Raw genomic sequence first — 21,049 nt, 5'->3', positions numbered from 1 at the left:
TCTGAACGTTCCCTCCACGTACCTGACAGTCAATAACGATTCGCCGTCGCTTCCGGCGTTCGCTCCCGTTGCAACGGGGGCGACCACAGGAAGCGACGGCGGATTCACATCGAGTAGGGGGCTACTCCGAGTCGGCGGCCTTCTTCGCCGCGACCTTCTTAGCCGGTGTCTTCTTGGCCGCCGCCTTCTTCGCTGGGGCCTTCTTGGCGGCGGCCTCCTTGGCAGGCGCCTTCTTGGCCGCCGTCTTCTTCGCGGCCTTCTTCACCGGCGCCTTCAGGCGTCGCTCGGCGAGCAGCTCCGCGGCACGGTCATCCGTGAGCGTCGCGACATCGTCACCCTTGCGCAGGCTGGCGTTCGACTCGCCGTCGGTGACGTACGGGCCGAAGCGGCCGTCCTTAATCACCATCTGCTTCTCGGTCGCCGGGTCGATGCCCATCTCGCGCAGCGGCGGCGTCGCGGCGGCACGGCCCCGACGCTTCGGCTCGGAGTAGATCTTCAGCGCCTCGTCGAGGGTGATCGTGAACATCTGGTCCTCGCTGGCCAGCGAGCGCGAGTCCGTGCCCTTCTTCAGGTACGGGCCGTAGCGGCCGTTCTGCGCGGTGATCTCCTCGCCGGACTCCGGATCGGCGCCCACCAGGCGCGGCAGCGACAGTAGCGTCAGCGCCTCCTCAAGGGTGATGGTCTCGAGGTTCATCGACTTGAGCAGCGAGCCGGTGCGCGGCTTCGGTCCGTCGGCCTTCTTCTTGGCAGCGGCCTTCTTCGCAGGCGCCTTCTTGGCCGCTGTCTTCTTCGCGGCGGCCTTTTTGGCGGGCTCGGCCGCTCCCGCTGCGGGCAGCGGATCCGGCTCGGGCTCCGGCTCCACGACAGCGGCCGCAGGCTCGGCAGGCGGCTCAGGCGTTGAGGGCTCAGGCAAAATCTCTGTCACGTACGGGCCGAAGCGGCCCTCCTTGGCGACGATTCGGTGCCCGGTGGCGGGGTCCACACCCAGCTGACGACCCTCCTGGGGCGTCGAGAACAGCTTCTCGGCGACCTCGAGGGTCAGCTCGTCGGGGGTGATCGAGTCGGTGAGGTTGGCGCGCTGCGACGTCGGCTCGCCGTCCTCGCCCACAATCGTCCGCTCCAGGTATGGGCCGTAGCGGCCGACGCGGACGAACACGGCGCGGCCCTCAGCGTCGTCGAAGACGTGGATGGAGTTGACCTCGCGCGCGTCGATGCCCTCGAGGTTGACGCCGACCATCTTCTTGAGCCCGCCAGAGCCGGACAGCGTGTCGGGCGCGTCGGTCTCGTCGCCGAAGTAGAAGCCCGTCAGCCAGTGGGTGCGGCTCTCGGTGCCCTGCGCGATGCCATCGAGCTCGTCCTCCATGGACGCGGTGAAGTCGAAGTCCACCAGGCGGCCGAAGTGCGTCTCCAACAGACCGGTCACGGCGAAGGCGACCCACGCGGGGACCAGCGCGCTGCCCTTCTTATAGACATAGCCGCGGTCCTGGATGGTCTTGATGATCGACGCGTACGTGGACGGTCGGCCGATGCCCAGGTCCTCGAGCTGCTTGACCAGGCTGGCCTCCGAGTAGCGCGACGGCGGCGAGGTCACGTGGCCCTCCGGCGTCAGCTCGGTGGCGGTGACGGACTGGCCCTCCTTGAGGTACGGCAGGCGGCGCTCGGCATCGTCGGCCTCGCCGCCGGACTCCGAGTCGACCGTCTCGACGTAGGCCTTGAGGAAGCCGGCGAACGTGATGGTCCGGCCCGAGGAGCTGAACACGCACTCCTCGCCGGAGGTCGCCGTGCCGGCGATGCGCAGGCTGAGCGTGACGCCCTTCGCGTCGGCCATCTGGGAGGCGACGGTGCGCTGCCAGATCAGCTCGTACAGGCGGAACTCGTCGCCATCGATCGCGCCGTGCAGCTGGCCGGGGGTCTTGAACGTCTCGCCGGCGGGGCGGATCGCCTCGTGCGCCTCCTGCGCGTTCTTGACCTTGCGGGTGAACTGGCGCGGCGTCGGGTGCACGTGGTCGGGGCCGTACAGCTCCCCTGCCTGCTGACGCGCGGCGTGGATCGCGGACTCCGACAGAGTCGTGGAGTCGGTACGCATATAGGTGATGTGGCCGTTCTCATACAGCCGCTGGGCGATGCGCATCGTGCGCTCCGCGGAGAAACGCAGCTTGCGGCTGGCCTCCTGCTGCAGCGTCGACGTCATGAACGGCGCATAGGGCTTGCGCGTGTACGGCTTCTCCTCGACGGAGGTGACGGTGAGTGCCTGGCCGCGCAGCGCCTCCGTCAGCGCCCGTGCGTAGGCCTCGTCGATGAGGACCGAGGTGTCCTTCGTGAGCTGGCCGTCCTGCCCGAAATCGCGGCCGGTGGCAACGCGTTTGCCAGCAACCGAGAGCAGCTTGGAGCCGAAGCTGCGGGGGCTGGTGTCGGCGCCGGCGTCGAGCACCGCGGCGATGTCCCAGTAGCCAGCGGACGTGAACGCCATGCGCTCGCGCTCGCGCTTGACGATGATGCGGGTGGCAACGGACTGCACGCGGCCCGCCGAGAGCTTCGGCATGACCTTCTTCCACAGCACCGGGCTGACCTCGTAGCCGTACAGCCGGTCGAGGATGCGTCGGGTCTCCTGCGCGTCCACCAGGTCGATGTCCAGGTCACGAGGGTTTTCGACGGCCGCAAGGATGGCAGGCTTGGTGATCTCGTGGAACACCATCCGGCGCACGGGCACCTTCGGCTTGAGCGCCTCGAGCAGATGCCACGCGATGGCTTCCCCCTCGCGGTCCCCATCTGTTGCGAGGTAGAGCTCGTCGACGTCCTTGAGCAGAGCCTTGAGCTCGGAGACCGTCGACTTCTTGTCGGGGCTCACCACGTACAGAGCCTCGAAGCCCTTGTCCACGTTCACGCCCAGGCGCGCCCACGGCTCGCCCTTATATTTGGCGGGGACGTCGGCGGCGCCGCGGGGCAAGTCGCGGATGTGCCCGCGAGAGGACTCCACTACATAGTTCGGGCCCAGGTAGGAGCCGATCGTCCGGGCCTTTGCCGGGGACTCGACGATCACGAGACGACGGATCGCGTCGCCACTGCTCTTGGAACCCTTAGTGCTCGCCACCTGTGGACCGCACCTTTCTTTCAACGTTTTTGCCGGCTTCAACAGCCGCGCGACACAACCAAGTTAGCCATAGGTTGCCAGATCATGGTTACACCAGCCTCGCATATTCCATCATGAGGTCCCCTGCGCAGCGACACTTCAGCCCACCGGCCAGGCCCCGACGGCCGTCGCACCCGACGGCGGCTCGCCGATATTCTCGGCCAACCGGGCCAGGCGCCGATGCCCCGTGATCCGCAGCGCCGGCCCGCCTCCCCGCGGTCCGATCAGCACGGCGGCGATGCCCACCCGGGCCAGCGCGCCGGCCAGCGGCTGGTGCGTGTCGGGCGCGTGCGGGTCCAAACCCAGCAGGTAGTGCCCGTCCTCGCTGTTGTCGATGCTGCCGCGTCCCGCCGCCAACGCCCACGCACGCTGCGCGCGAGAGCTGGGGGTCCAGCCGTCGGGCACGGTTTTCGCGGCCCCTTTGACCCAGGACCGGCTCAGTGCCGACAGCTCCGGCGCGAGTTCGGTGCGCACGAGGGGCCGGCCCTCCTCGGAGCGGCCGATCTCGGTGTCGAGGCGGCGGCCGGGAAGCGCACACTCCGCCATTAGCTCGGCGATCGCCTCCGCGCGCCACAAGTCCTCGACAACGACCGAAATGCGCGCCCGCTCCCCGGACAGCACGCATTGGCCGGGCCCCGCGAGTAGTCCCGAGAGGTCCGCGGGCTCCGGCGGCTCGGACTCGGCCGCGAAAAAGGAGAGCTGGTGCACAAGGGAAAGACTAAGGCACGCAGGGTCGCCCCGGACTCGCCGCGCGGCGACCGGCCCGGCCCACAGCCGGGACGCCTCCCATAGGCTGGCACATTGGAATCGATCCGCCACAGACCACAGGAGGCCACGGGCGTGACTCAGGCCTCGTTCGGGCAGTCGCTGCTGGCGCATATCCTCGCGGGCACTCCGGCCGCCGAGGCCAAACACGTTCTCACGCACACCGCCGAGCTGCCCCGGCGCGACGCCGTCTTCGCCGACTGGCCGGCCTGGTCCAACCCCGCCGTCATCGCCGCCATGGTCGAGCGCGGCATCGAGCGGCCGTGGCTGCACCAGACGCAGGTCGCCGAGCACGCTTTTGGCGGCCGGCACGTAGTGGTCTCCACCGGCACCGCCTCCGGCAAGTCCCTCGGCTACCACCTGCCGATCCTCACCGAGATGGCCGCCGACCCCCTCGCCAGCGCGCTATATATCGCGCCGACGAAGGCCCTGGGCGCGGACCAGCTCCGCTCCGTCGCCGAGCTGTGCCGCGACACCCCCGAGCTCGCCAGCGTTGGCGCCGCCTCGTTTGACGGCGACACCCCCACCGACATCCGGGACTGGGTGCGGGCCAACTCGCGCTGGGTGTTCACCAACCCCGATATGCTGCACCTGGGCATCCTCGCCGGCCACCGGCGCTGGGGGCCCTTCCTGCGCCGGCTCCGCTATGTGGTGATCGACGAATGCCATTCCTACCGCGGCGTTTTCGGCTCCAACGTGGCCCTCGTCATCCGTCGTCTGCGCCGCATCTGCGCCCGCTACGGCGCCAATCCCGTGTTCATCCTGGCCAGCGCCACCACCTCCGATCCCGCGGCCGCGGCGAGCCGGCTGATCGGCGCGGACGTTGTGGCCGTCACCGAGGACTCCTCGCCGCACGGGCCCCGCACCGTCGCCCTGTGGGAGCCGCCGCTGCTGCCCGAGCTCACCGGCGAGAACGGGGCCCCAGTGCGGCGCGCCGCCGGCTCCGAGGCCGCGCGGATCATGGCCGACCTCGTCATCGAGGGCGCCCGCACCCTGACCTTCGTCCGGTCTCGGCGCGGCGCGGAGCTCACCGCCATGGGCGCCGCCCGTCTGCTCGAGGAGGTGGACCCGGACCTTGCCCGACGCGTGACCGCCTACCGCGCAGGGTATTTGGCGGAGGACCGCCGCGCCCTCGAGGCCGACCTGGCCGACGGCACCCTCCTTGGCGCAGCGACCACCAACGCGCTCGAGCTCGGCGTGGACATCGCGGGCCTCGACGCCGTCGTCGTCGCCGGCTACCCGGGCACGGTCGCGTCGTTCTGGCAGCAAGCTGGTCGCGCGGGCCGCCGCGGCGAGGGCTCCCTCGTGGTGCTCATCGCCCACGACGACCCCCTCGACACCTACCTGGTGCACCACCCAGAGGCGATCCTCGGCAAGCCCGTCGAGGCCACCATCACCGACCCGTCGAACCCCTACATCCTCGGCCCCCAACTGCTGTGCGCGGCAATGGAACTATCGCTCACCGACGCCGAGGTCCAGGAGTTCGGCGGTGCGGAGGTGCTGGCCGTGCTGGCCGTACAGGGAAAAATCCGCCGCCGGCCCAATGGCTGGTTCATCACCGCCGGCACCCACCCGCACTCCGAGGTGGACATCCGCGGCTCCGGCGGCATGCAGATCGCGATCGTCGAGGCGGACACCGGGCGGATGCTCGGCACCGTCGACTCGCTTCGCGCGCCGGCCACCATCCACCCCGGGGCCGTGCACATCCACCGCGGCGACACGTTCGTCGTCGACGAGCTGGACCTAAACCACGGCGTCGCCCTCGTGCACGCCGAGAACCCCGACTGGACCACCAGCGCCCGCGAGATCACCGACATCGTCATCACCGACACCCACGAGTCCGTCACGCTTGGCGAGGTCACCATCGCGTCCGTGTCCGTGGAGGTCACCCACCAGGTCGTCGGCTACCTGCGCAAGCTGCTCACCGGCGAGATCCTCGACCAGATCGAGCTGGACATGCCGCCGGACACGCTCGACACCCGTGCCGTGATGTACACCGTCACACCCGAGCTTCTCGCCCGCGCCGGGCTCGAGGAGGCCGACTGGCCCGGGGCCCTGCACGCCGCCGAGCACGCCGCCATCGGCCTGCTGCCGCTGATCGCCACGTGCGACCGCAGCGACATCGGCGGCGTCTCCACCGCCCTGCACCAGGACACCGGGTTGCCCACCGTGTTCGTCTATGACGGCCACCGCGGCGGGGCAGGCTTCGCCGAGCAAGGACACCGCGACCTCAAGCACTGGCTCACCGCCACCCGCGAGGCCGTGCGCTCCTGCGGTTGTAGACACGGCTGCCCGTCCTGCGTGCAATCGCCCAAGTGCGGCAATGGCAACGACCCGCTGAGCAAGTCCGGAGCCATCGCACTGCTGGGCGCGGTGCTCGGCGAGATCACCCGCTAGGTCGCAGCCTCTAGACCGGTGCTGGACCTCTCGACAGGTGTTGATTGTGCAGCTACGCAGGAGCAAAGCCAGCTCGCTAGGCCGTGCCCGATGCCGCCAGCACCCTATGCGCCGCCGAGACCTCACGTGCCATCCCAATCCGCGGCCAGTCCTCCGCGTCAAAACTGTCCTCGTGGCTGAGGACCTCCTCGAGCTCCTGGTTGAGGTGCTCTCGAAAGCCCAGGCTCGAATAGTAGGGTGCGTTCCAGGGCACCTCGGTGAAGGTGGTGAGCGTCAGCAGCGGATAGCCCCGGGCCGCGGCGTCCTGCTCGGCGTGCTCAATGAGCCGGGCGCCATAGCGCAGACGCGCGAACGCCGGATCCACCGAAACCTGCTCGATGTGCAGGCTCGCGTCCAGGCCGATCGCCGCCAAGTACGCGACGACGCCTGCCGTCCGCGTCTCATACACCCAGCACATCTCTCGCTCGATGGCCTCCATGAGGCACTCCGATGATGGCGGGTCGTCGTCGGCGACGCTGAGCATCCCCAATTCACGAAATGGCTCCCCCGCCGCCACCTCAATCTCCTGCAGCCGAAGGATCTCCCATAGACGAGCCGTGCGAATCACCTCTACAGGATAGTCCGAGACCCCACCCTTCACCCGCCTCCACTGATAGACAGCCGCCCAGGAGTGCGACAAGTTAACGACAACCCCGGTCCATACTGAAACATCTGTGGTTCTACACTGACGTCCATCTGGGTTGCCGGGCGCCCTGCCACGGCGTCGACAACACTCAGCGCGGACAGGGGAACACATGAGAGTCAATCGCATCACAGCCATTGCGGCGGGGACCGCGGCACTGGGGGCCAGCCTGGCGATCGGCGCCGGCAGTGCCGCCGCGATCACGCCCTGGAGCGGCACCGGCTATGTCGGCGCCACCCTCACCCACGACGAGACGGTGCTCGCCGACCAGCTCCGCGCTGGCGCGCTCATCAACGTCGCGTTCGGGGACAACTGGCGAGTCCGCCTGCCCCACGACTCGATCTGGCACACCGGCGGCTGGACTCCCGTGACCGGCGAGCAGTTCGTCGCCGAGGCGGCCTCGCACCCCAACGGTCAAATCGGCGTGTGGCTGCAGGACTCCGGTATGTACGGCGAGCCCTTCCTGGCCGAGTCCATCTGGTGACCCGGGCACTGGTGGCGGCTCACTCGTAGACCGGCCCCGCCCGCGCTGCCGCGACCGCCGGCCCCAGCCCCACCGAGCCCAGTGGCAGGCCGAGCGGCAGCGCCACCGTCACCCGCACCACGACATCCGCCCCCTCGACGACGCAGCTCGAGAGCTCGCCCCCATTGCGGTCGGCGAGCCGCAGCGCCGCTGCGCAGCCCTCCCCGCCCAGCGCCACCTCGCCCGCGGCCGCCAGCGCCGCGAAGTCCGCCGCCGATTGCGCCCGGTGCCGCGCCGTCACCGCCCCACCGATCTCAATTCCCGCGGCCGCGAGCAGCAGCAGCGCCAGCAGCGCGAACGCGGCGAAGACCGTCCCCGCGCCCCGGTCGTCACCCATCTCAGCCGACCTCCGGTTCCATCGCGGCGACCGCCGTCGCACCGAAGGACACCAGCGGCAGCAGCGCGCTCTGGGCCCGCACGGTCGCGGTCGCGGTATCGCCGTCGACCCGCACAGTGATGCTCGCCCCCGCGGGGGCGACGCGGCCGGCGACCTCCTCGGCCCACGCAGTATCCCCGCGGGCGGCGAGCCTCGCGGCCTCGCGGGCAGCGTCGACGCACTGCACCTGCTGCCCCACCGCGAGGATCGCCCCCACGCAGCTCACCACCACGACGATCAGCGCCGCCAACGCGAGCGCGGCCTCCACCGTCGCCATGCCGGCGTCCCCCGCAAGGCCACCGGACCGACTGCTCAGACGCTGGTGCTCAGCGCCCGATCGATAATGCCCGTCAATGCGCTGACGATGTTGTCGCCGGTCACAACGGTGTACAGGATGGCGCCGAAAGCCGCGGCCGCAATAGTCCCGATCGCATATTCTGCGGTGGACATGCCGTCGTCCTCCAGCGCGGCCAACGTGATCCGCGCCTGCGTCCTCCTGATCCCCGTGCCAATCGCGCCCATGCCAATCGTCCCCATGGCCCGCCCCCTTCTCTTCTCCCACCGCGGCCAATCCGCGGCGGACATCGCCGGCGCTCACAGCACGTCCCCGTCGGGTAGCTGGGCCCTTGACCGGCCCCACCCCCGCGGCCGGACGGCGACGCGACTCGGCTCTGCGCCTTGCCGGTTCCCCTCGATCGCCATGGCTCCACAGTGCCCCATCACCGCAACCGGGCACCCCGAGAAACCGGTCGCCTGTGAATTCGCGAGTGCTTGTGGATAACCCTCAGAACCTGCACCGCCGCCCCACTCTCAGAGCATGGGGCGGCGGTGTGGAGCCAAATCCGCGCGCCTAGCGGCGGTGGGCCAGAGCTCGAACGATGCCATCGCCGATCGACTGGAAGATCTGCACCATGACGATCAGCACGACGACCGAGACCAACAGCACCGGCGTGTTGAACCGCTGGTAGCCATAGACGATCGCGAAGTCGCCCAGGCCGCCACCCCCGATGACCCCGGCCATCGCGGAGTACCCGACCAGCAGCACCACGGTCAACGTCGCGCCCGCCACCAACGCCGATGCCGACTCCGGCAGCAGCACCTTGCGGACGAGCTGACCGTTGGTGGCGCCCATGGCTTGACCGGCCTCGACGCGGCCGACCGGAACCTCGCGCAGCGCGGCCTCGACCACCCGCGCGTAGAACGGGATCGCGCCGATTGTCAGCGGCACGATGGCCGCGGTCGGGCCGATCGCCGTGCCGACGATCCACCTGGTCACCCCGATCAGCGCGATCATGAGGATCAGGAACGGCAGCGACCGGAAGACGTTGACGATAGTGCCAAGCACCATGTTGATGGCCCGCTGCGGCCACAGGCCCTTCGCCGAGGTGACATGCAGCACCACCCCGAGCAGGATCCCGCCAAGCACGGTGAGCAAAAATGCGATCGCCACCATGTACAGGGTTTCGAGCGTCGCGTCCCATACCTCGGGCAGCGAGTCGTACCAGGACAGTTTCTTCATTCGAGCAGTCCCTCAATCTCGATGTCAGCGCCCCAGGCGAGGGTGACGTTCGGTTGCGCGGCGACGAACGCGTCGACGGCAGCGCGGTCCACATCCGGACCGAAGCGCAGCCGCAGGCGGCCGACGGTCACGCCCGCCACCTGCTCGACCCGGCCGCCGACGACGGCGACATCGGCGTCCAGCGTGCGCACAAGCTGCGCGAGCCACGGCCCGTGTGCCTCGGCCCCGATCGTCGTGACCAGCGCGGTATCCGCGCGGTCGCCGCCGGACGGGTCGTCCCCGACCGGGACGATCGCCGCGCCCAGCGCCGAGCCGGGGTCGGCCACCAGGTCCAGGATCCGCCCCGTCTCGGCGACCCGGCCGTCCTCAAGCCGGGCGGCAGCGGTGCAGATGCGCCGCAGCACGCCCAGCTCATGGGTAATGAGCACGACCGTGACGCCGAGCGTGCGGTTGAGCTCGACGAGCAGGTCGAGGACCTGATCGGTGGTGTCGGGATCGAGCGCGCTGGTCGCCTCATCGCACAGCAGCACGTCCGGCTCCGACGCCAGCGCTCGGGCGATACCGACGCGCTGTTGCTGACCGCCGGAGAGTTGCGACGGGAACGCCTTCTCCTTGCCAGTCAGGCCCACCAACGCGATGAGCTCATCAGCCCGGGCCCGTCGCTGCACCCGGTCCAGGCCCGCGAGCTCGAGCGGGAACTCGACGTTGGCCCGCACCGTCCGCGCGTGCAGCAGGTTGAACTGCTGGAACACCGTGCCAATACGCCTGCGTGCGCCACGCAGGCTGGCGCCGGCGAGCTGCGAGAGGTCATCGCCGCGCAGCGCGATCCGGCCGGAGGTGGGCTGCTCGAGCAGGTTCAGGCACCGCAGCAGCGTCGACTTGCCCGAGCCGGACGGGCCGACGATGCCGAATATCTCGCCCTCGGCGATCTGGAGGTCGATCCCGCGCAGGGCTGAGACTTCCCCTGCCCCGCCTGCGGCGGGGAAGGTCTTTACCAGGTTCTCGACGAAAATCATCAGCTAGCCGCGTGCACCGGGACGACGGAGCCGGAGTAGTTCTCTTGGATCCAGGCGGCGGTCTCCGGGGAGACGAGAGCGTCGGCGAGCGCCTCGACTGCCGGGGAGTTCTCGTCGGCGGCGCGGACGACGAGCAGGTTCGCGAACGGGTTGCCGACGACGGTCTCCGACAGCAGCGCGTCGTCCGCCGGGATCAGGCCGGCCTCGATCGCATAGTTGGAGTTGATGACGGCGGCGGTGATCTGCGGGTCGCCGAGGTTGCGCGCGATCTGCGAGCGCTCGACCTCGATGAAGTTGAGGTTCTTCGGGTTCTCCTTGATGTTCTTCTGCGTCACGATCGACAGGTCCGCCTCGGCGAACGGCACGTCCATCTGAATCAGGCCGGCCGACTCGAGCAGGTACAGCCCGCGGGAGAAGTTGGTGGTGTCCTTGGGCAGCGCGATGGTCGAGCCGTCGGCGATCTCGTCGACCGCGGAGACCTTCTCGGAATACAGGCCCATCGGCTCGAGGTGCACGTCGGCGACGGCGACCAGGTCGTCGACGCCCTTCTGCTTCTGCCAGTCCGCCAGGTAGGGGGCGTGCTGGAAGTAGTTGGCCTCCACGTCGCCGGCGACGAGCAGCTCATTGGGGTCGATCTCGCCGGTGACGGGCTTGATGTCCAACTTCACGTCGCCCAGGGCGCCAGACGCGGCGATGTGCTCGAGGATCTCCACGTGCGGGGTGCTGGACGCGGAGACCACCAGCGTGTTCTCGTCACCGCCCGAGGAGCAGGCGGCCAGGCCCAGCGTGAGCAAGGCGGCGGCGGAGAGAACTGCGGTGCGGCGCAAAAACATTCGAGATGTCCTTTCGGTGGCGTCGGCCGTGGCCGACAAGAGCGTGGGAATGGTCAGCCGCGGAGTGCGGGCAGGTCGAGGAGGTCGCGGTGGTACCGCTCGGTCACGTTGGGGTGCGCGCGCAGACGCGACTTGAGCGCGTTGAGCCCGTACTGGGCGTGCAAGGCGCCGCCGTGCTCGTCGGGTCCGACGCCAGCGGCCTCGGCCGCGAGCTCGGGCGACAGCGACACAGTGGGCAAGGCGTGGTCGTAGCCGGGGTTGAGGAAGAACGGCAGCGAGACGCGGTCGGAGCCGGCGGGCGGCGGCAGCACCCGGTGCACGGTGGCCTTGAGATAGCCTCCGGTGGCGACTTCAAGGAGCTCGCCGATGTTGACCACCAGGTGGCCGGGCAGCGGCGCGACGTCGAGCCACGCGATCTCGCCTCCCGCACCCCCCGTCTCCACCTGGAACCCGGTGCTGCCCGGCTCGGGGTAGAGCAGGGTCAGTGCCCCGACGTCCTTGTGGCTGCCCACCCCCTGGCCGGTGACCGAGCCGTCGTGGCCCGGGTAGCGGGCGATCTTCAGCAGCGGGTCGGGATCGGCGAACGCCGCGTCGAAGAATTCTTCCGAGACGCCGAGCGAGGACGCCCACGCGCTGATCAGCCGCAGCCCGGCGGTTTGCGCCTGGGAAGACCACTCGAGCGCCAGCTCGCGCAGCCGCGGCACCCCGGCCGGCCACAGGTTCGGCCCGTGCAGCACGTCCCACGGGCGGTCCGGGTCGAACGGCTTCACCGCGGCGCGCTCGGGCCCGATATCGAGCTGCTCGCGCCAGTCGATATACCCCTGGGTGCGCTCGCCGCCGACCCGGGTGTAGCCCCGGAAATGCGGTGATTTGCCGTTCTCGATCTCCAGCTTGTCGGCCTCGGGCAGCGCGAAGAACTCACGGGCCGCAGCGACGAGGTCGTTGGTGAGCTGCTGCTCGATGCCGTGGCCGGTGAGGTAGAAAAAGCCGATCTCGTGCGTGACCGCACGCAGCAGATCCAAGTCGAGGCTCTCCAGATCGATTATCGGGAGGGTTTGAGCAGGCATGGCAATGATTCCTTTTCCCACGGGCACCGGCGGACCACTCATGCTGCGACGGTGTGGTGCCCGGTGGGAAGAATCAGCACAGGGATGCGGGATGGCCAGGAGGGGCCATCACGCGGGATCTCGTCTCAGTTCACGCGCATGCAGCGACAACACACGTGGCGCATTCGCGTCGCGGTGGCGGTGGCTGCGGTGCCGCGCATCGAGGTCCTTCCCGGACATGATCTAGAACGGGCGTGTCGGGGGTTGACATGCCGATCGGGCATAGGCTAGCGGCTTCCAGCCGCCCAATCAAATCGCGGCGCGCTCACAGCACGCCCCCGCCGAGCACTTTCCCGGCCAGGCCCAGCACCACCGGCGCGATCCCCAGGCAGAGGAAGGCGGGCAGAAAGCACAGGCCCAGGGGCCCGGACACGGCGACGCCGGCCCGCTCGGTGGCGATCAGCGCGCGGTCTCCGGCCTGTTCCCGGGTCGCCGTCGCCAACTCCGCCGCGCCCGCCGCCAGCGAGGATCCCGAGTCCGCAGAGCGCCGGGCCATCCGCGCCACCGGCCCCAGCCCCTTAGCCTGCCCGAGGGTCTCCCACACGGCGCCGGCATCCCCGCCGAGCGCGAGCAGATCCGCCGCCCGGCGCAGCCCCGACCGCATCCGCGGCGCGCCATGCAGCGTCCCCGCCACCGCGCCGACGGCCGTCGCCAACGGCAGCCCCGCCAGTAGGCAGGCGGAGAGCAAGTCGAGCCCCGCGGCGACCGCCAGCGGATCATCCGCCGGCTCCCGCACCGACCATCGTCGCAGGACGAAGGCCAGCGCCGCGGCAATCACCGCGCCTGCCAACACTCCGGCGAGGCCGCCGACCACCGCCGCGGCCGCCAGCCCGCCGAGCACCGCGAAGACGCTGTGCCGCAGCCACTCCGCGCCGCCGGATCGCTCCAGGGTCGACAGCGGGAGCCGCTCGCGGACCTGCCGGCGCGGGGCCGTCAGCACCGCCGCGGCGAGGAGCACCGCCACCAGCGCCGTCATCGGACACCGACCCGGGCGATCCGCTCCGCCCACAGCAGCCCGCCGCAATCGAGGAGGACACCGACGACCAGCAGGACCCCGCCGAGACCGCCGCCGAGGAGGACCCCCAGCGGGGCCGCCCCCATGAGTTGCCCCAGCCCCACCCCCACGACTGGCAGGAGGGCGAGCACCGTGGCGGTCGCCCGTGGACCGGCCAGGCCAGCCGACACTCGCCGGCGAAATCCCTGACGCTCCAACAGGTCCCGGCGCACCACGTCGAGCATCTCCCCCATCGCGATGCCGTGCCGCTCCGCCAGCGCCCAGACTCCCGCCACGCGCGGCAAGTCCGGGAAGTCCGCGACGTCCGAGTCCAGCGCCTCGGCGATCGATCCGCCGAGCGCCGCCTGGGCCGCCGCCCGCTCCAGCACCGGGCCGACGGGACTCCCGCCGCATTCCACGGCCGCGAAGGCGCACGCCATGCCGGGATGCACGCCCACTCGAAGCTGCGAGACCAGCACGTCGAGGGCCTCCACCAGCGCTGCGGACCCCTCCTCCCCGCGCGCGTCCAGGATCCGCGCGTGCCGCCGAAAAGCCAACGTGCCCACCACCATCGCCGCCGCCACGATCCCCGCGAGACCCACCCAGAATGCGCCGGCCAGCACAGCCAGCACAGCGAGCACCCCACCCGCCTGCCCCCGCCTGCGCACCGTGCGGATCCCGCGCGCTGGGTCCGCGCGCAGCCGCTGCCGGGCCGCGCCACCCGGCCAGGCCAGCAGCGCACCGGCCAGGGCGAGCGCCGCGAACCCCAGCCCCGCGGTCATGCGAGACCCCCGCCGTGGCCCCGGTCCGCGAGTAGACGCACCAACTCCGGAAACCCCGCCGCGGGCCCCGCGCCAGCCGTCCACGCCTCCACCACCCGCGCGCTGTCCCCACCGCGGACGAGCATCGCGATCGAGGCGAGCTCTCGTCGTCCGCCCGCTGTCCGTCGCACATGCAGCACGGCCTGCACCGCCGCCGTGAGCTGGCTGTGCAACGCGGCGCGGTCCATCCCGCCGGATGCCGCGAGCGCCTCCATCCGTGCGGGCACCTCGAAGGGCGAGTTCGCGTGCACCGTCCCCGCCCCGCCGTCGTGGCCAGTGTTCAGCGCGGCGAGCATGTCCACGACCTCCGCGCCGCGAACCTCGCCGACGACGATCCGGTCCGGGCGCATGCGCAGGGCCTGGCGGACGAGGTCGCGCAGTGTCACGGCCCCAGCCCCCTCGACGTTGGGCGGGCGCGCGACCAGCCGCACCACCTGCGGGTGCTGCGGGGCGAGCTCGGGGGCGTCCTCGACGCAGATGATCCGCTGCGCGGGGTCGACCTGGCCGAGCATGGCTGAGAGCAGCGTGGTCTTGCCGGCCCCGGTGCCGCCCACGACGAGGAAGGACAGCCGCGCCGCGATGATCGCCCGCAGCAGCAGGTGGGCCCGCGGCGCGATGGCCCCGCTGGCCGCGAGCGCGTCGAGACCCTGGGTCGCCGGGCGCAGGACGCGCAGCGAGATGCAGGTGCCGTCGATCGCGATGGGCGCGAGCACCGCGTGCATCCGCACGGCCGAGACGCCGGCATCTGCCCCTGCGAGGCGACCGTCGACCCAGGGTTGCGCGTCGTCCAGCCGTCGGCCGGCCGCGAGGGCCAGCCGCTGGGCGAGCCGGCGCACGGCGGCCTCGTCCGGGAATCGGACCGCCGCGCGTCGCAGCCCCGCGCCGTGGTCGACCCACACCTCCGCGGGTCCGTTGACAACCACGTCGGACACCCGCGGGTCCGCGAGCAGCGGCGCGAGGATCCCAGCGCCGGTCAACTCCATCTCGAGTTCCCGCAGGATCAGCAACATGTCGGTGTCGCCGACCACCCCCGAGGACTCCGCGCGCACGGCCGCGGCCACCGCTGCCGCCCCGGCGGCTCCCCCGACACCCGCGAGCCGCTCGCGCACCCGCTGGACCAGCCCGGGGTCGACAGCGCTCACGCCGCACCGTCCGGCCGCAGATTGTGCACCCGCAGCACAGCTCCCGCCGCGGCCGCCAACGGTGACCGCCGGCCCAACACCAGGCCCGAGTGCTCGAGCCGGCGGGCCAGGCCCGGCTCCGGCCGCATCGAGGTGAGCAGCGGCAGCCCCACCGCGGCAGAGATGTCGGTCGCACGCAGCCCGCCCGGGGACGGCCCGCGCACCACCAGGCACCGGTTGGGGTTGTGCGGCAGGATCCACGCCGCGGCGCGGGCGGCCGCGGCGCACGCCGACACATCCGCCGTCGCGAGGAGCACCACCAGGTCCGCAAGCTCGAGGGCCAACTCAGCGACGGGGCTCCGCGACCGGGACACGTCGCACACCACAACGAGCCCGCCGTCGCGTCCCGCCTCCAGAACCGCGCGCACCGCGGGCTCGGCGGGCGGCGCCAGATCCCGGCCAGAGGACAGGACCGAGACCCCGCCCTTGCTCGGCAACGCCCGCCGCAGCGCCGCCGCATGCACGCGGCCGCCCTGCAGGCGCAGATCCGGCCAGCGCAGCCCGGACGCGCGCTCCAACCCGAACATCAGATCCAGGCCCGCCCCCATCGGGTCCAGGTCCACGAGCAACGCCGCCGGCTGCGCGCAGGCGGCGACGGCCGCGGCGAAGACCGAGGCTCCGACCCCGCCCTTGCCGCCGACCACCGCGACCACCCCACCAGTGCCCGCCCCCGTCGCCCGCGGCGCGCTGCCCAGCAGCCGCACGAGCTGCGCGGCGTCGGCCGGCAGCGCGAGCACGTGCTCCGCGCCCAGCCGGACGGCCAGCTGCCAGGGGTCCGCACCCTCGGATCCATCGCTCAACACCAGCACCCCGCCTCGGCGGGGCAGCCCGGCCTCGATGCATGCCCCTGCCGCCTCGACATCGAGGAGGAGCGTGCGCGCGCGGTCCCACTGCCCACGGCCCGGCGCCGAGTCCAGCTCCTCCACCGCCACCGCCGCCGCCGCGGTGGCCCGAGACACCTCGCCGCGCAGCACGGGCCCGCTGAGCCAGCTCAGTACCGGCTCCGGCCGGGGTTCGTCGATTCCCATGACCCCACCGTGCCCCAGCGCTTAGCCCTCGCACCCCGCGAATCAGGCCGCCTGTGGATAGGCGAGCAGCTGTGGATAACTCCAATGTCTAGAACGGAGGTTCAGTTATCTGCGAAGGAAGACGCCCGAGAACATGGGACAACCCCCGCCAAGGGGGGTGGGCGGGGGTCGTCGCGTCCAGCCCCGGGGGGCTGAAGGCGCTCGGGCCTGGCCCGAGCGCTGTCGATGCTACTCCCGGATCGACGCGTTGTGTCCGAGTCCCCGAACCGTCTCACCAGCGGTTTGTCCGATGCCACACCCCCCGTGCCGGCGTCCGCCTATCCTTGACTGGTGAGCGAAGACAACAGCACCACCACCTCCACCGGGCGCGTGGCGGCGTTCTTCGACCTCGATAAGACCCTCATCGCGAAGTCGAGCACGCTGGCATTCAGCCGCCCCTTCTTCGACGAAGGCCTGCTCAACCGCAGAGCGGTGCTCAAGAGCAGCTATGCGCAGTTTCTGTTCCTGATCTCGGGCGCCGACCGCGACCAGATGGACAGGATGCGGACTTACTTGACAGCCATGTGCGCGGGCTGGGACGTCGAGCAGATCAAATCGATTGTCGGCGAGACCCTGCATGACATCGTCACCCCACTCGTGTTCGCCGAGGCCGCCGACCTCATCGCGGAGCACACCGCGCTGGGCCATGACATCGTCGTGGTGTCGGCCTCCGGGGAGGAGGTGGTCCAGCCCATCGCGAAAGCCCTCGGAGCCACCCATAGCGCAGCCACCAGGATGTGCATCGAGGACGGTAAATACACCGGGGAGCTCGAGTTCTACTGCTTCGGCGAGGGCAAGGTCGAGGCCATCAACAGGCTGGCCGCCGAGCATGGCTACGACCTCGAGCACTGTCACGCATATTCGGACTCCAGTACGGATCTGCCGATGCTAGAGGCGGTGGGCCACCCCACTGCCGTCAACCCCGATCGGCTGTTGCGCAAGTCCGCCGCCGCGCATGGCTGGCCGGTGCTGACCTTCACCGACGCTGTCGCGATCAACTCCCGCCATCTGACCCCCGGCCCCTCCACTCTCGCCGCGGGCGCGGCGGCGGGCGTGGGCGCGGTCGCGGCGGGCGCGCTGGCCTACCGTTTGCTGCGCCGCCGGCCCTGAGCCCTGCCGAGACCCGGCTGCGGACTGCGGCGACTGCTCTCACCAGCGGGCAACCCCTGCATTCTGCCTGAGATTCGCCCGCCTCGTCGCCAATTGGCGGCCTTCGAATTACCCCTTGCACCACTGCGAGAGACGGGGTAGAACTGTGTTACGGAAAGCACGGCAGGCCAAGGCCGGATCAGAAGAGAAGGTCCGCTCTCCCGGCCGTGAACTCCCGACATGGACATCCAGACTCTCCACGCGGAGCACGCCGCATCAGGCATAAAGCGTTGTGGGCCTGCGTTGTGCTCGCCGAATCAGTGGGACATGAACCCTTTGGGTAGGGGTCCCCACATGGACGACGAGCACCCGCCGAGGCCACCCACACAACCCACCATTGCACGCTTGGAAACTGGCAGTCTGTGTTCGCGGGCGGCGGGGTTCGAGAAGGTCGGACACGCCGCCCGCGTCATATTCTCTAGAAGGATTAGATCCCCGCGCGCCGCACCGCGGCATCCATCAATCGCGGCGACACCCGATTCACGATTCGCAGCAGATCGACATTGCGCGGATGGATCTCCAACTCCCGGGTGCGCAGCGCCCGCAGCACCCACCCCGCGGCCTGCTCTGCGGTCAGCGCCGGTTGGTCCTTGTACGCGGCGGTCGGCGCGATCATCTCGGTACGGATCAGCGGGAAGGACACGGCGGAGGCATCGACCCCGCTGCCGCGCAACTCGGCTCCCAGACTCCGCGTGAACGCGCTGATCGCGGCTTTGGACCCGTGGTACGCCGAGAATCTCGGCATCACCCCCGCCGGCACGCCCCACGTTGCGACGTTGACGACATGGCCGCGGCCCGCCTCAACCATGGCCGGCACCAGCCCGAGGGTCAGGCGCACCGCGGCAAAATAGTTGATCGCCATCGTGCGCTCATAGTCGTGGAAACGGTCGACGGACTCCAGCACCGAGCGCCGGATGGAGCGCCCCGCGTTATTGACGAGCACGTCGACGCCGCCATCCGCCAGCACCTGCGCCACGAGCGCGTCGACCTGCGCGCCATCGGTGACATCGCAGACCCTGCCCCTAGCGGTTCCGCCCGCGGCGGCGATCTCCGCACACACCTGCTGCAGCTCGTCCTCTCGGCGGGCGACCACGGTGACGTCCGCGCCCCGCTTCGCCAGCAGCTTCGCCGTCGCCGCCCCGATACCGGCGGACGCGCCCGTGATCAGCACCCGGGTGCCGGCCAGCTCGTCCGGATGTCGCCGCCGCGCGGTGGACACCGCCGCCCGCAGGCTCGGGGACGGTCCGAGCAGCAGCGCGGCGGCCGACCTCACCAGGCGGGCCACTACTGCGCCGCGTGCGCGTTCGCGATGCCCAATGCCTCCTGGGCTCCAGTCTCCAGCGCGCCGCAACACGTGATCACCCAGTTCGCGACACCCTCTGGAGTGCCGGTCGCGAAGCCGTCCAGCGCGGCGAAGTACGCCTTGCGACGCTTGAGCCAGTACACCTCGGGCACGCCCAGGTTATGCGGGTCCAGGCCCGTGGATGTCGAGATCAGCCGGGACACGGCGCGGGCGATCACACCGTCCGCCTGGCCAAAGGGCTCGAGCGCGGCCAGTTCACCGTGCACGACGGCCGCCAGCACCGGAGCCGGCACATTCGTACCGCCCGTCACCAACTGCGACAGCGCGTCGAGCCGCTCGCCCACGCCCTGATCGGTGCGGGGCCGGCCCAACTCGTCCGCGCTCTCGACCAGCCCGGCCGCGGCCAGCACGTGCAGCCGCGCCAGCACCTGCAGCGGCGCGCGCTGCCAATTCGCGATCGTCGCGGGCAGCGCGTCCCCGTCGAGCGCCGCGGACACCCGCAGCGCGCCGGCCAGAATCGGGTCCTGGATATCGCCGTCGAGAGGCAGTTCCAGGGAGCCACCGGCGATCGAGGCGGAGGCCCGCGCGCCACGCACCGACGCCTCGGTGGCCGTCGCCGGCCAGCCCCGTCTGTTCGTCTTATGCCGGTGCACCTCTTCGAGGCCCTTGCGCGCCCGGTCCGCCGCCTCCGCGACGCCGGGCAGCGCAAGGATGGGGCCGAGTGGGTCCGTGTCACTGAATTGGCTGGCGGTCACAGTTTCCGACGCTACCCGGCCCGACGGGGCTTGGGCAGCTAGGCTCTATCACTGGTGTGCCGGGAAGTCTGGTCGGCGGCCGACGAAAACGTCGGTCTTCGCGCCTTGTTATGCCCGGAGAGGGACACCATGACCGACCTTCCCAAGCCCACGGCTTTCGGCCGCTATCTGCGGACCGAGACCGCCGGCGGACTGTTCTTGCTGGCAGCGGCCGCCCTGGCGCTGCTCTGCGCAAACACCCCCCTGTACGACGCCTACCTCAATCTGCGGGACTTCAACCTCGGCCCGGCGTCGCTCAATCTGGACCTGACCCTCGGCACGTGGGCGCAGGACGCCCTGCTCGCCGTGTTCTTCTTCGTTGCCGGCATCGAGCTCAAGCGGGAACTGGTGCTGGGCGAGTTGGCGGACCGGCGCAAGGCCGCGCTGCCGATCATCGCCGCGTTCGGCGGCGTCATGATCCCCGCGGTGATCGCGCTGTCCATCGGCTGGGGCACCCCCGGCATCGACCAGGCGTGGGCGATCCCCGTCGCCACCGACATCGCGTTCGCCCTCGGTGTGCTGTCGTTGACGGCGAAGCGGATCCCGGCGAGCGCGCGGGTGTTCCTGCTCAGCCTCGCCGTGGTCGACGACCTCGTCGCGATCGCCATCATCGCCCTCGTCTTCACCGCGACCATCGCGATGGCCTGGCTGGCCGGGGCCATCGCCCTCCTCGTGGTCTACGCCCTCGCGCAGCGCCGCCGCATCACGACCCCGCTGCTGTATGTGCCGCTCGCCATCCTCGCCTGGGTCTGCATGTACCAATCTGGGATCCACGCCACCGTCGCCGGCGTCGCGCTCGGCCTGCTCACCAGGGTCGTCCACGACCCGGGTGAGGCGGAGTCCCCCGCCAGCCGCCTCGCGCACCGCATCCAACCGTGGTCCGCCGGCCTGTGCGTTCCGCTGTTCGCGTTCTTCGCCGCGGGCGTCCACGTCAACGGCGCGCTACTGCAGAACATCACGACCGACCGGATCGCGATCGGCATCATCGTGGGCCTGGTGGTCGGCAAGACAATCGGTATCTTCGGCTCGGCATGGCTGGCAATCAAATTCGGCCTCGCCACCCGCCCCGCCGGCCTGCAGAACGCGGACATGTTCGCCTTGGCAGTGCTCGGCGGCATCGGATTCACTGTCAGCCTGCTGGTCGTGGAGCTCTCGCTCACCGGCATCGACGGTGGCGAGGCGGTCGAGACCGCGAAGGCCGCGGTGCTCATCGCGTCGGTCATCGCGGCCTTGGCCGGCTCGTTCCTGATCTCGCGTCGGGGCAAGCATTACCAGCGGGTCGCCGCACAGCCGCCTAACTCCTGACGCCACGCCGTCGACGCCATCCGGTGCGCGCTCGGCGGGCATGGCACGATGAGGACCGATACCGCGCAGGACAGACACATTTCGGAGG

20 protein-coding genes are annotated in these 21,049 nt (G+C 70.6%); 4 read left to right on the top strand and 16 right to left on the bottom strand.

Annotated features, from left to right (window positions below; translation table 11 throughout):
• Positions 1–121: 121 nt before the first annotated feature.
• Both topA and TBIF_RS12240 read right to left on the bottom strand, forming a co-directional pair.
• A complete protein-coding gene (topA, locus tag TBIF_RS12245) occupies positions 122–3,091 on the bottom strand; it encodes a type I DNA topoisomerase (RefSeq protein ID WP_024795083.1) in 2,970 nt (989 codons plus the stop codon).
• Between the two features lie 138 nt (positions 3,092–3,229).
• A complete protein-coding gene (locus tag TBIF_RS12240) occupies positions 3,230–3,838 on the bottom strand; it encodes a hypothetical protein (protein ID WP_024795082.1) in 609 nt (202 codons plus the stop codon).
• A gap of 132 nt (positions 3,839–3,970) precedes the next feature.
• On the opposite strand from TBIF_RS12240, the gene TBIF_RS12235 reads away from it, so the two are divergent.
• Positions 3,971–6,292 carry a DEAD/DEAH box helicase gene (locus TBIF_RS12235; RefSeq protein ID WP_235174700.1) on the top strand — a complete coding sequence of 774 codons (2,322 nt, stop codon included), beginning with the start codon at positions 3,971–3,973 and terminating at the stop codon, positions 6,290–6,292.
• Between the two features lie 76 nt (positions 6,293–6,368).
• Here TBIF_RS12235 and TBIF_RS12230 read toward each other — a convergent pair whose 3' ends face one another.
• The gene (locus tag TBIF_RS12230) at positions 6,369–6,899 is read right to left on the bottom strand and encodes a GNAT family N-acetyltransferase (protein WP_024795080.1); all 531 of its coding nucleotides are present in this window, start codon (positions 6,897–6,899) and stop codon (positions 6,369–6,371) included.
• Between the two features lie 187 nt (positions 6,900–7,086).
• Between TBIF_RS12230 and TBIF_RS12225 the strand changes: the two genes are divergently transcribed.
• Complete coding sequence (locus TBIF_RS12225; protein ID WP_024795079.1) at positions 7,087–7,458, top strand: hypothetical protein; 372 nt, start codon at positions 7,087–7,089, stop codon at positions 7,456–7,458.
• A 19-nt stretch (positions 7,459–7,477) separates the two neighbouring features.
• On the opposite strand, the gene TBIF_RS12220 is transcribed toward TBIF_RS12225, so the two are convergent.
• The 11 genes from TBIF_RS12220 to ssd form a co-directional block, all read right to left on the bottom strand.
• Positions 7,478–7,834 carry an Rv3654c family TadE-like protein gene (locus TBIF_RS12220; protein WP_024795078.1) on the bottom strand — a complete coding sequence of 119 codons (357 nt, stop codon included), beginning with the start codon at positions 7,832–7,834 and terminating at the stop codon, positions 7,478–7,480.
• Between the two features lies 1 nt (position 7,835).
• Positions 7,836–8,150: a TadE family type IV pilus minor pilin gene (locus TBIF_RS23555; protein WP_051461506.1), complete on the bottom strand. Its 315-nt coding sequence runs from the start codon at positions 8,148–8,150 to the stop codon at positions 7,836–7,838.
• A gap of 35 nt (positions 8,151–8,185) precedes the next feature.
• Entirely contained in the window at positions 8,186–8,395 is a 210-nt protein-coding gene (locus TBIF_RS12210) for a DUF4244 domain-containing protein (protein WP_024795077.1), read from the bottom strand.
• A gap of 328 nt (positions 8,396–8,723) precedes the next feature.
• The gene (locus TBIF_RS12205; RefSeq protein WP_024795076.1) at positions 8,724–9,392 is read right to left on the bottom strand and encodes a methionine ABC transporter permease; all 669 of its coding nucleotides are present in this window, start codon (positions 9,390–9,392) and stop codon (positions 8,724–8,726) included.
• Positions 9,389–10,408, bottom strand: a complete 1,020-nt coding sequence (locus TBIF_RS12200) for a methionine ABC transporter ATP-binding protein (protein WP_024795075.1) — start codon at positions 10,406–10,408, stop codon at positions 9,389–9,391. Before TBIF_RS12200 ends, TBIF_RS12205 begins: the two co-directional genes overlap by 4 nt.
• Positions 10,408–11,241, bottom strand: a complete 834-nt coding sequence (locus tag TBIF_RS12195; RefSeq protein WP_024795074.1) for a MetQ/NlpA family ABC transporter substrate-binding protein — start codon at positions 11,239–11,241, stop codon at positions 10,408–10,410. Before TBIF_RS12195 ends, TBIF_RS12200 begins: the two co-directional genes overlap by 1 nt.
• A gap of 53 nt (positions 11,242–11,294) precedes the next feature.
• Positions 11,295–12,308 carry an isopenicillin N synthase family dioxygenase gene (locus tag TBIF_RS12190; protein WP_024795073.1) on the bottom strand — a complete coding sequence of 338 codons (1,014 nt, stop codon included), beginning with the start codon at positions 12,306–12,308 and terminating at the stop codon, positions 11,295–11,297.
• Positions 12,309–12,612: 304 nt separating this feature from the next.
• On the bottom strand, positions 12,613–13,323 hold the full coding sequence (locus TBIF_RS24490) for a type II secretion system F family protein (RefSeq protein ID WP_024795072.1): 711 nt from the start codon (positions 13,321–13,323) through the stop codon (positions 12,613–12,615).
• Positions 13,320–14,123: a type II secretion system F family protein gene (locus tag TBIF_RS12180; protein WP_024795071.1), complete on the bottom strand. Its 804-nt coding sequence runs from the start codon at positions 14,121–14,123 to the stop codon at positions 13,320–13,322. The genes TBIF_RS24490 and TBIF_RS12180 overlap by 4 nt, the downstream gene beginning before the upstream one ends.
• Complete coding sequence (locus TBIF_RS12175) at positions 14,120–15,304, bottom strand: TadA family conjugal transfer-associated ATPase (protein ID WP_024795070.1); 1,185 nt, start codon at positions 15,302–15,304, stop codon at positions 14,120–14,122. Before TBIF_RS12175 ends, TBIF_RS12180 begins: the two co-directional genes overlap by 4 nt.
• Positions 15,301–16,371, bottom strand: coding sequence for a septum site-determining protein Ssd (gene ssd / locus TBIF_RS12170; protein WP_038170948.1), 1,071 nt, complete (start codon positions 16,369–16,371; stop codon positions 15,301–15,303). The genes TBIF_RS12175 and ssd overlap by 4 nt, the downstream gene beginning before the upstream one ends.
• Before the next feature lie 330 nt (positions 16,372–16,701).
• Between ssd and TBIF_RS12165 the strand changes: the two genes are divergently transcribed.
• Complete coding sequence (locus TBIF_RS12165) at positions 16,702–17,520, top strand: HAD-IB family hydrolase (protein ID WP_024795068.1); 819 nt, start codon at positions 16,702–16,704, stop codon at positions 17,518–17,520.
• 466 nt (positions 17,521–17,986) lie between these two features.
• On the opposite strand, the gene TBIF_RS12160 is transcribed toward TBIF_RS12165, so the two are convergent.
• Together TBIF_RS12160 and TBIF_RS12155 are read right to left on the bottom strand one after the other, a co-directional pair.
• Complete coding sequence (locus tag TBIF_RS12160; RefSeq protein ID WP_024795067.1) at positions 17,987–18,844, bottom strand: SDR family NAD(P)-dependent oxidoreductase; 858 nt, start codon at positions 18,842–18,844, stop codon at positions 17,987–17,989.
• Positions 18,844–19,617, bottom strand: coding sequence for a Fic family protein (locus tag TBIF_RS12155; RefSeq protein WP_024795066.1), 774 nt, complete (start codon positions 19,615–19,617; stop codon positions 18,844–18,846). Before TBIF_RS12155 ends, TBIF_RS12160 begins: the two co-directional genes overlap by 1 nt.
• A 129-nt stretch (positions 19,618–19,746) precedes the next feature.
• Here TBIF_RS12155 and nhaA point away from each other — a divergent pair, with 129 nt between their 5' ends.
• Positions 19,747–20,961 carry a Na+/H+ antiporter NhaA gene (gene nhaA, locus TBIF_RS12150; protein ID WP_024795065.1) on the top strand — a complete coding sequence of 405 codons (1,215 nt, stop codon included), beginning with the start codon at positions 19,747–19,749 and terminating at the stop codon, positions 20,959–20,961.
• The last annotated feature ends 88 nt before the right edge of the window (positions 20,962–21,049 follow it).

The sequence above is a fragment of the Tomitella biformata AHU 1821 genome, assembly GCF_000524475.1.
In the GTDB taxonomy this organism is placed as follows: domain Bacteria; phylum Actinomycetota; class Actinomycetes; order Mycobacteriales; family Mycobacteriaceae; genus Tomitella; species Tomitella biformata.
Note: the sequence above shows the minus strand (reverse complement) of the source record. Positions and strands in the feature narration are given on the sequence as shown.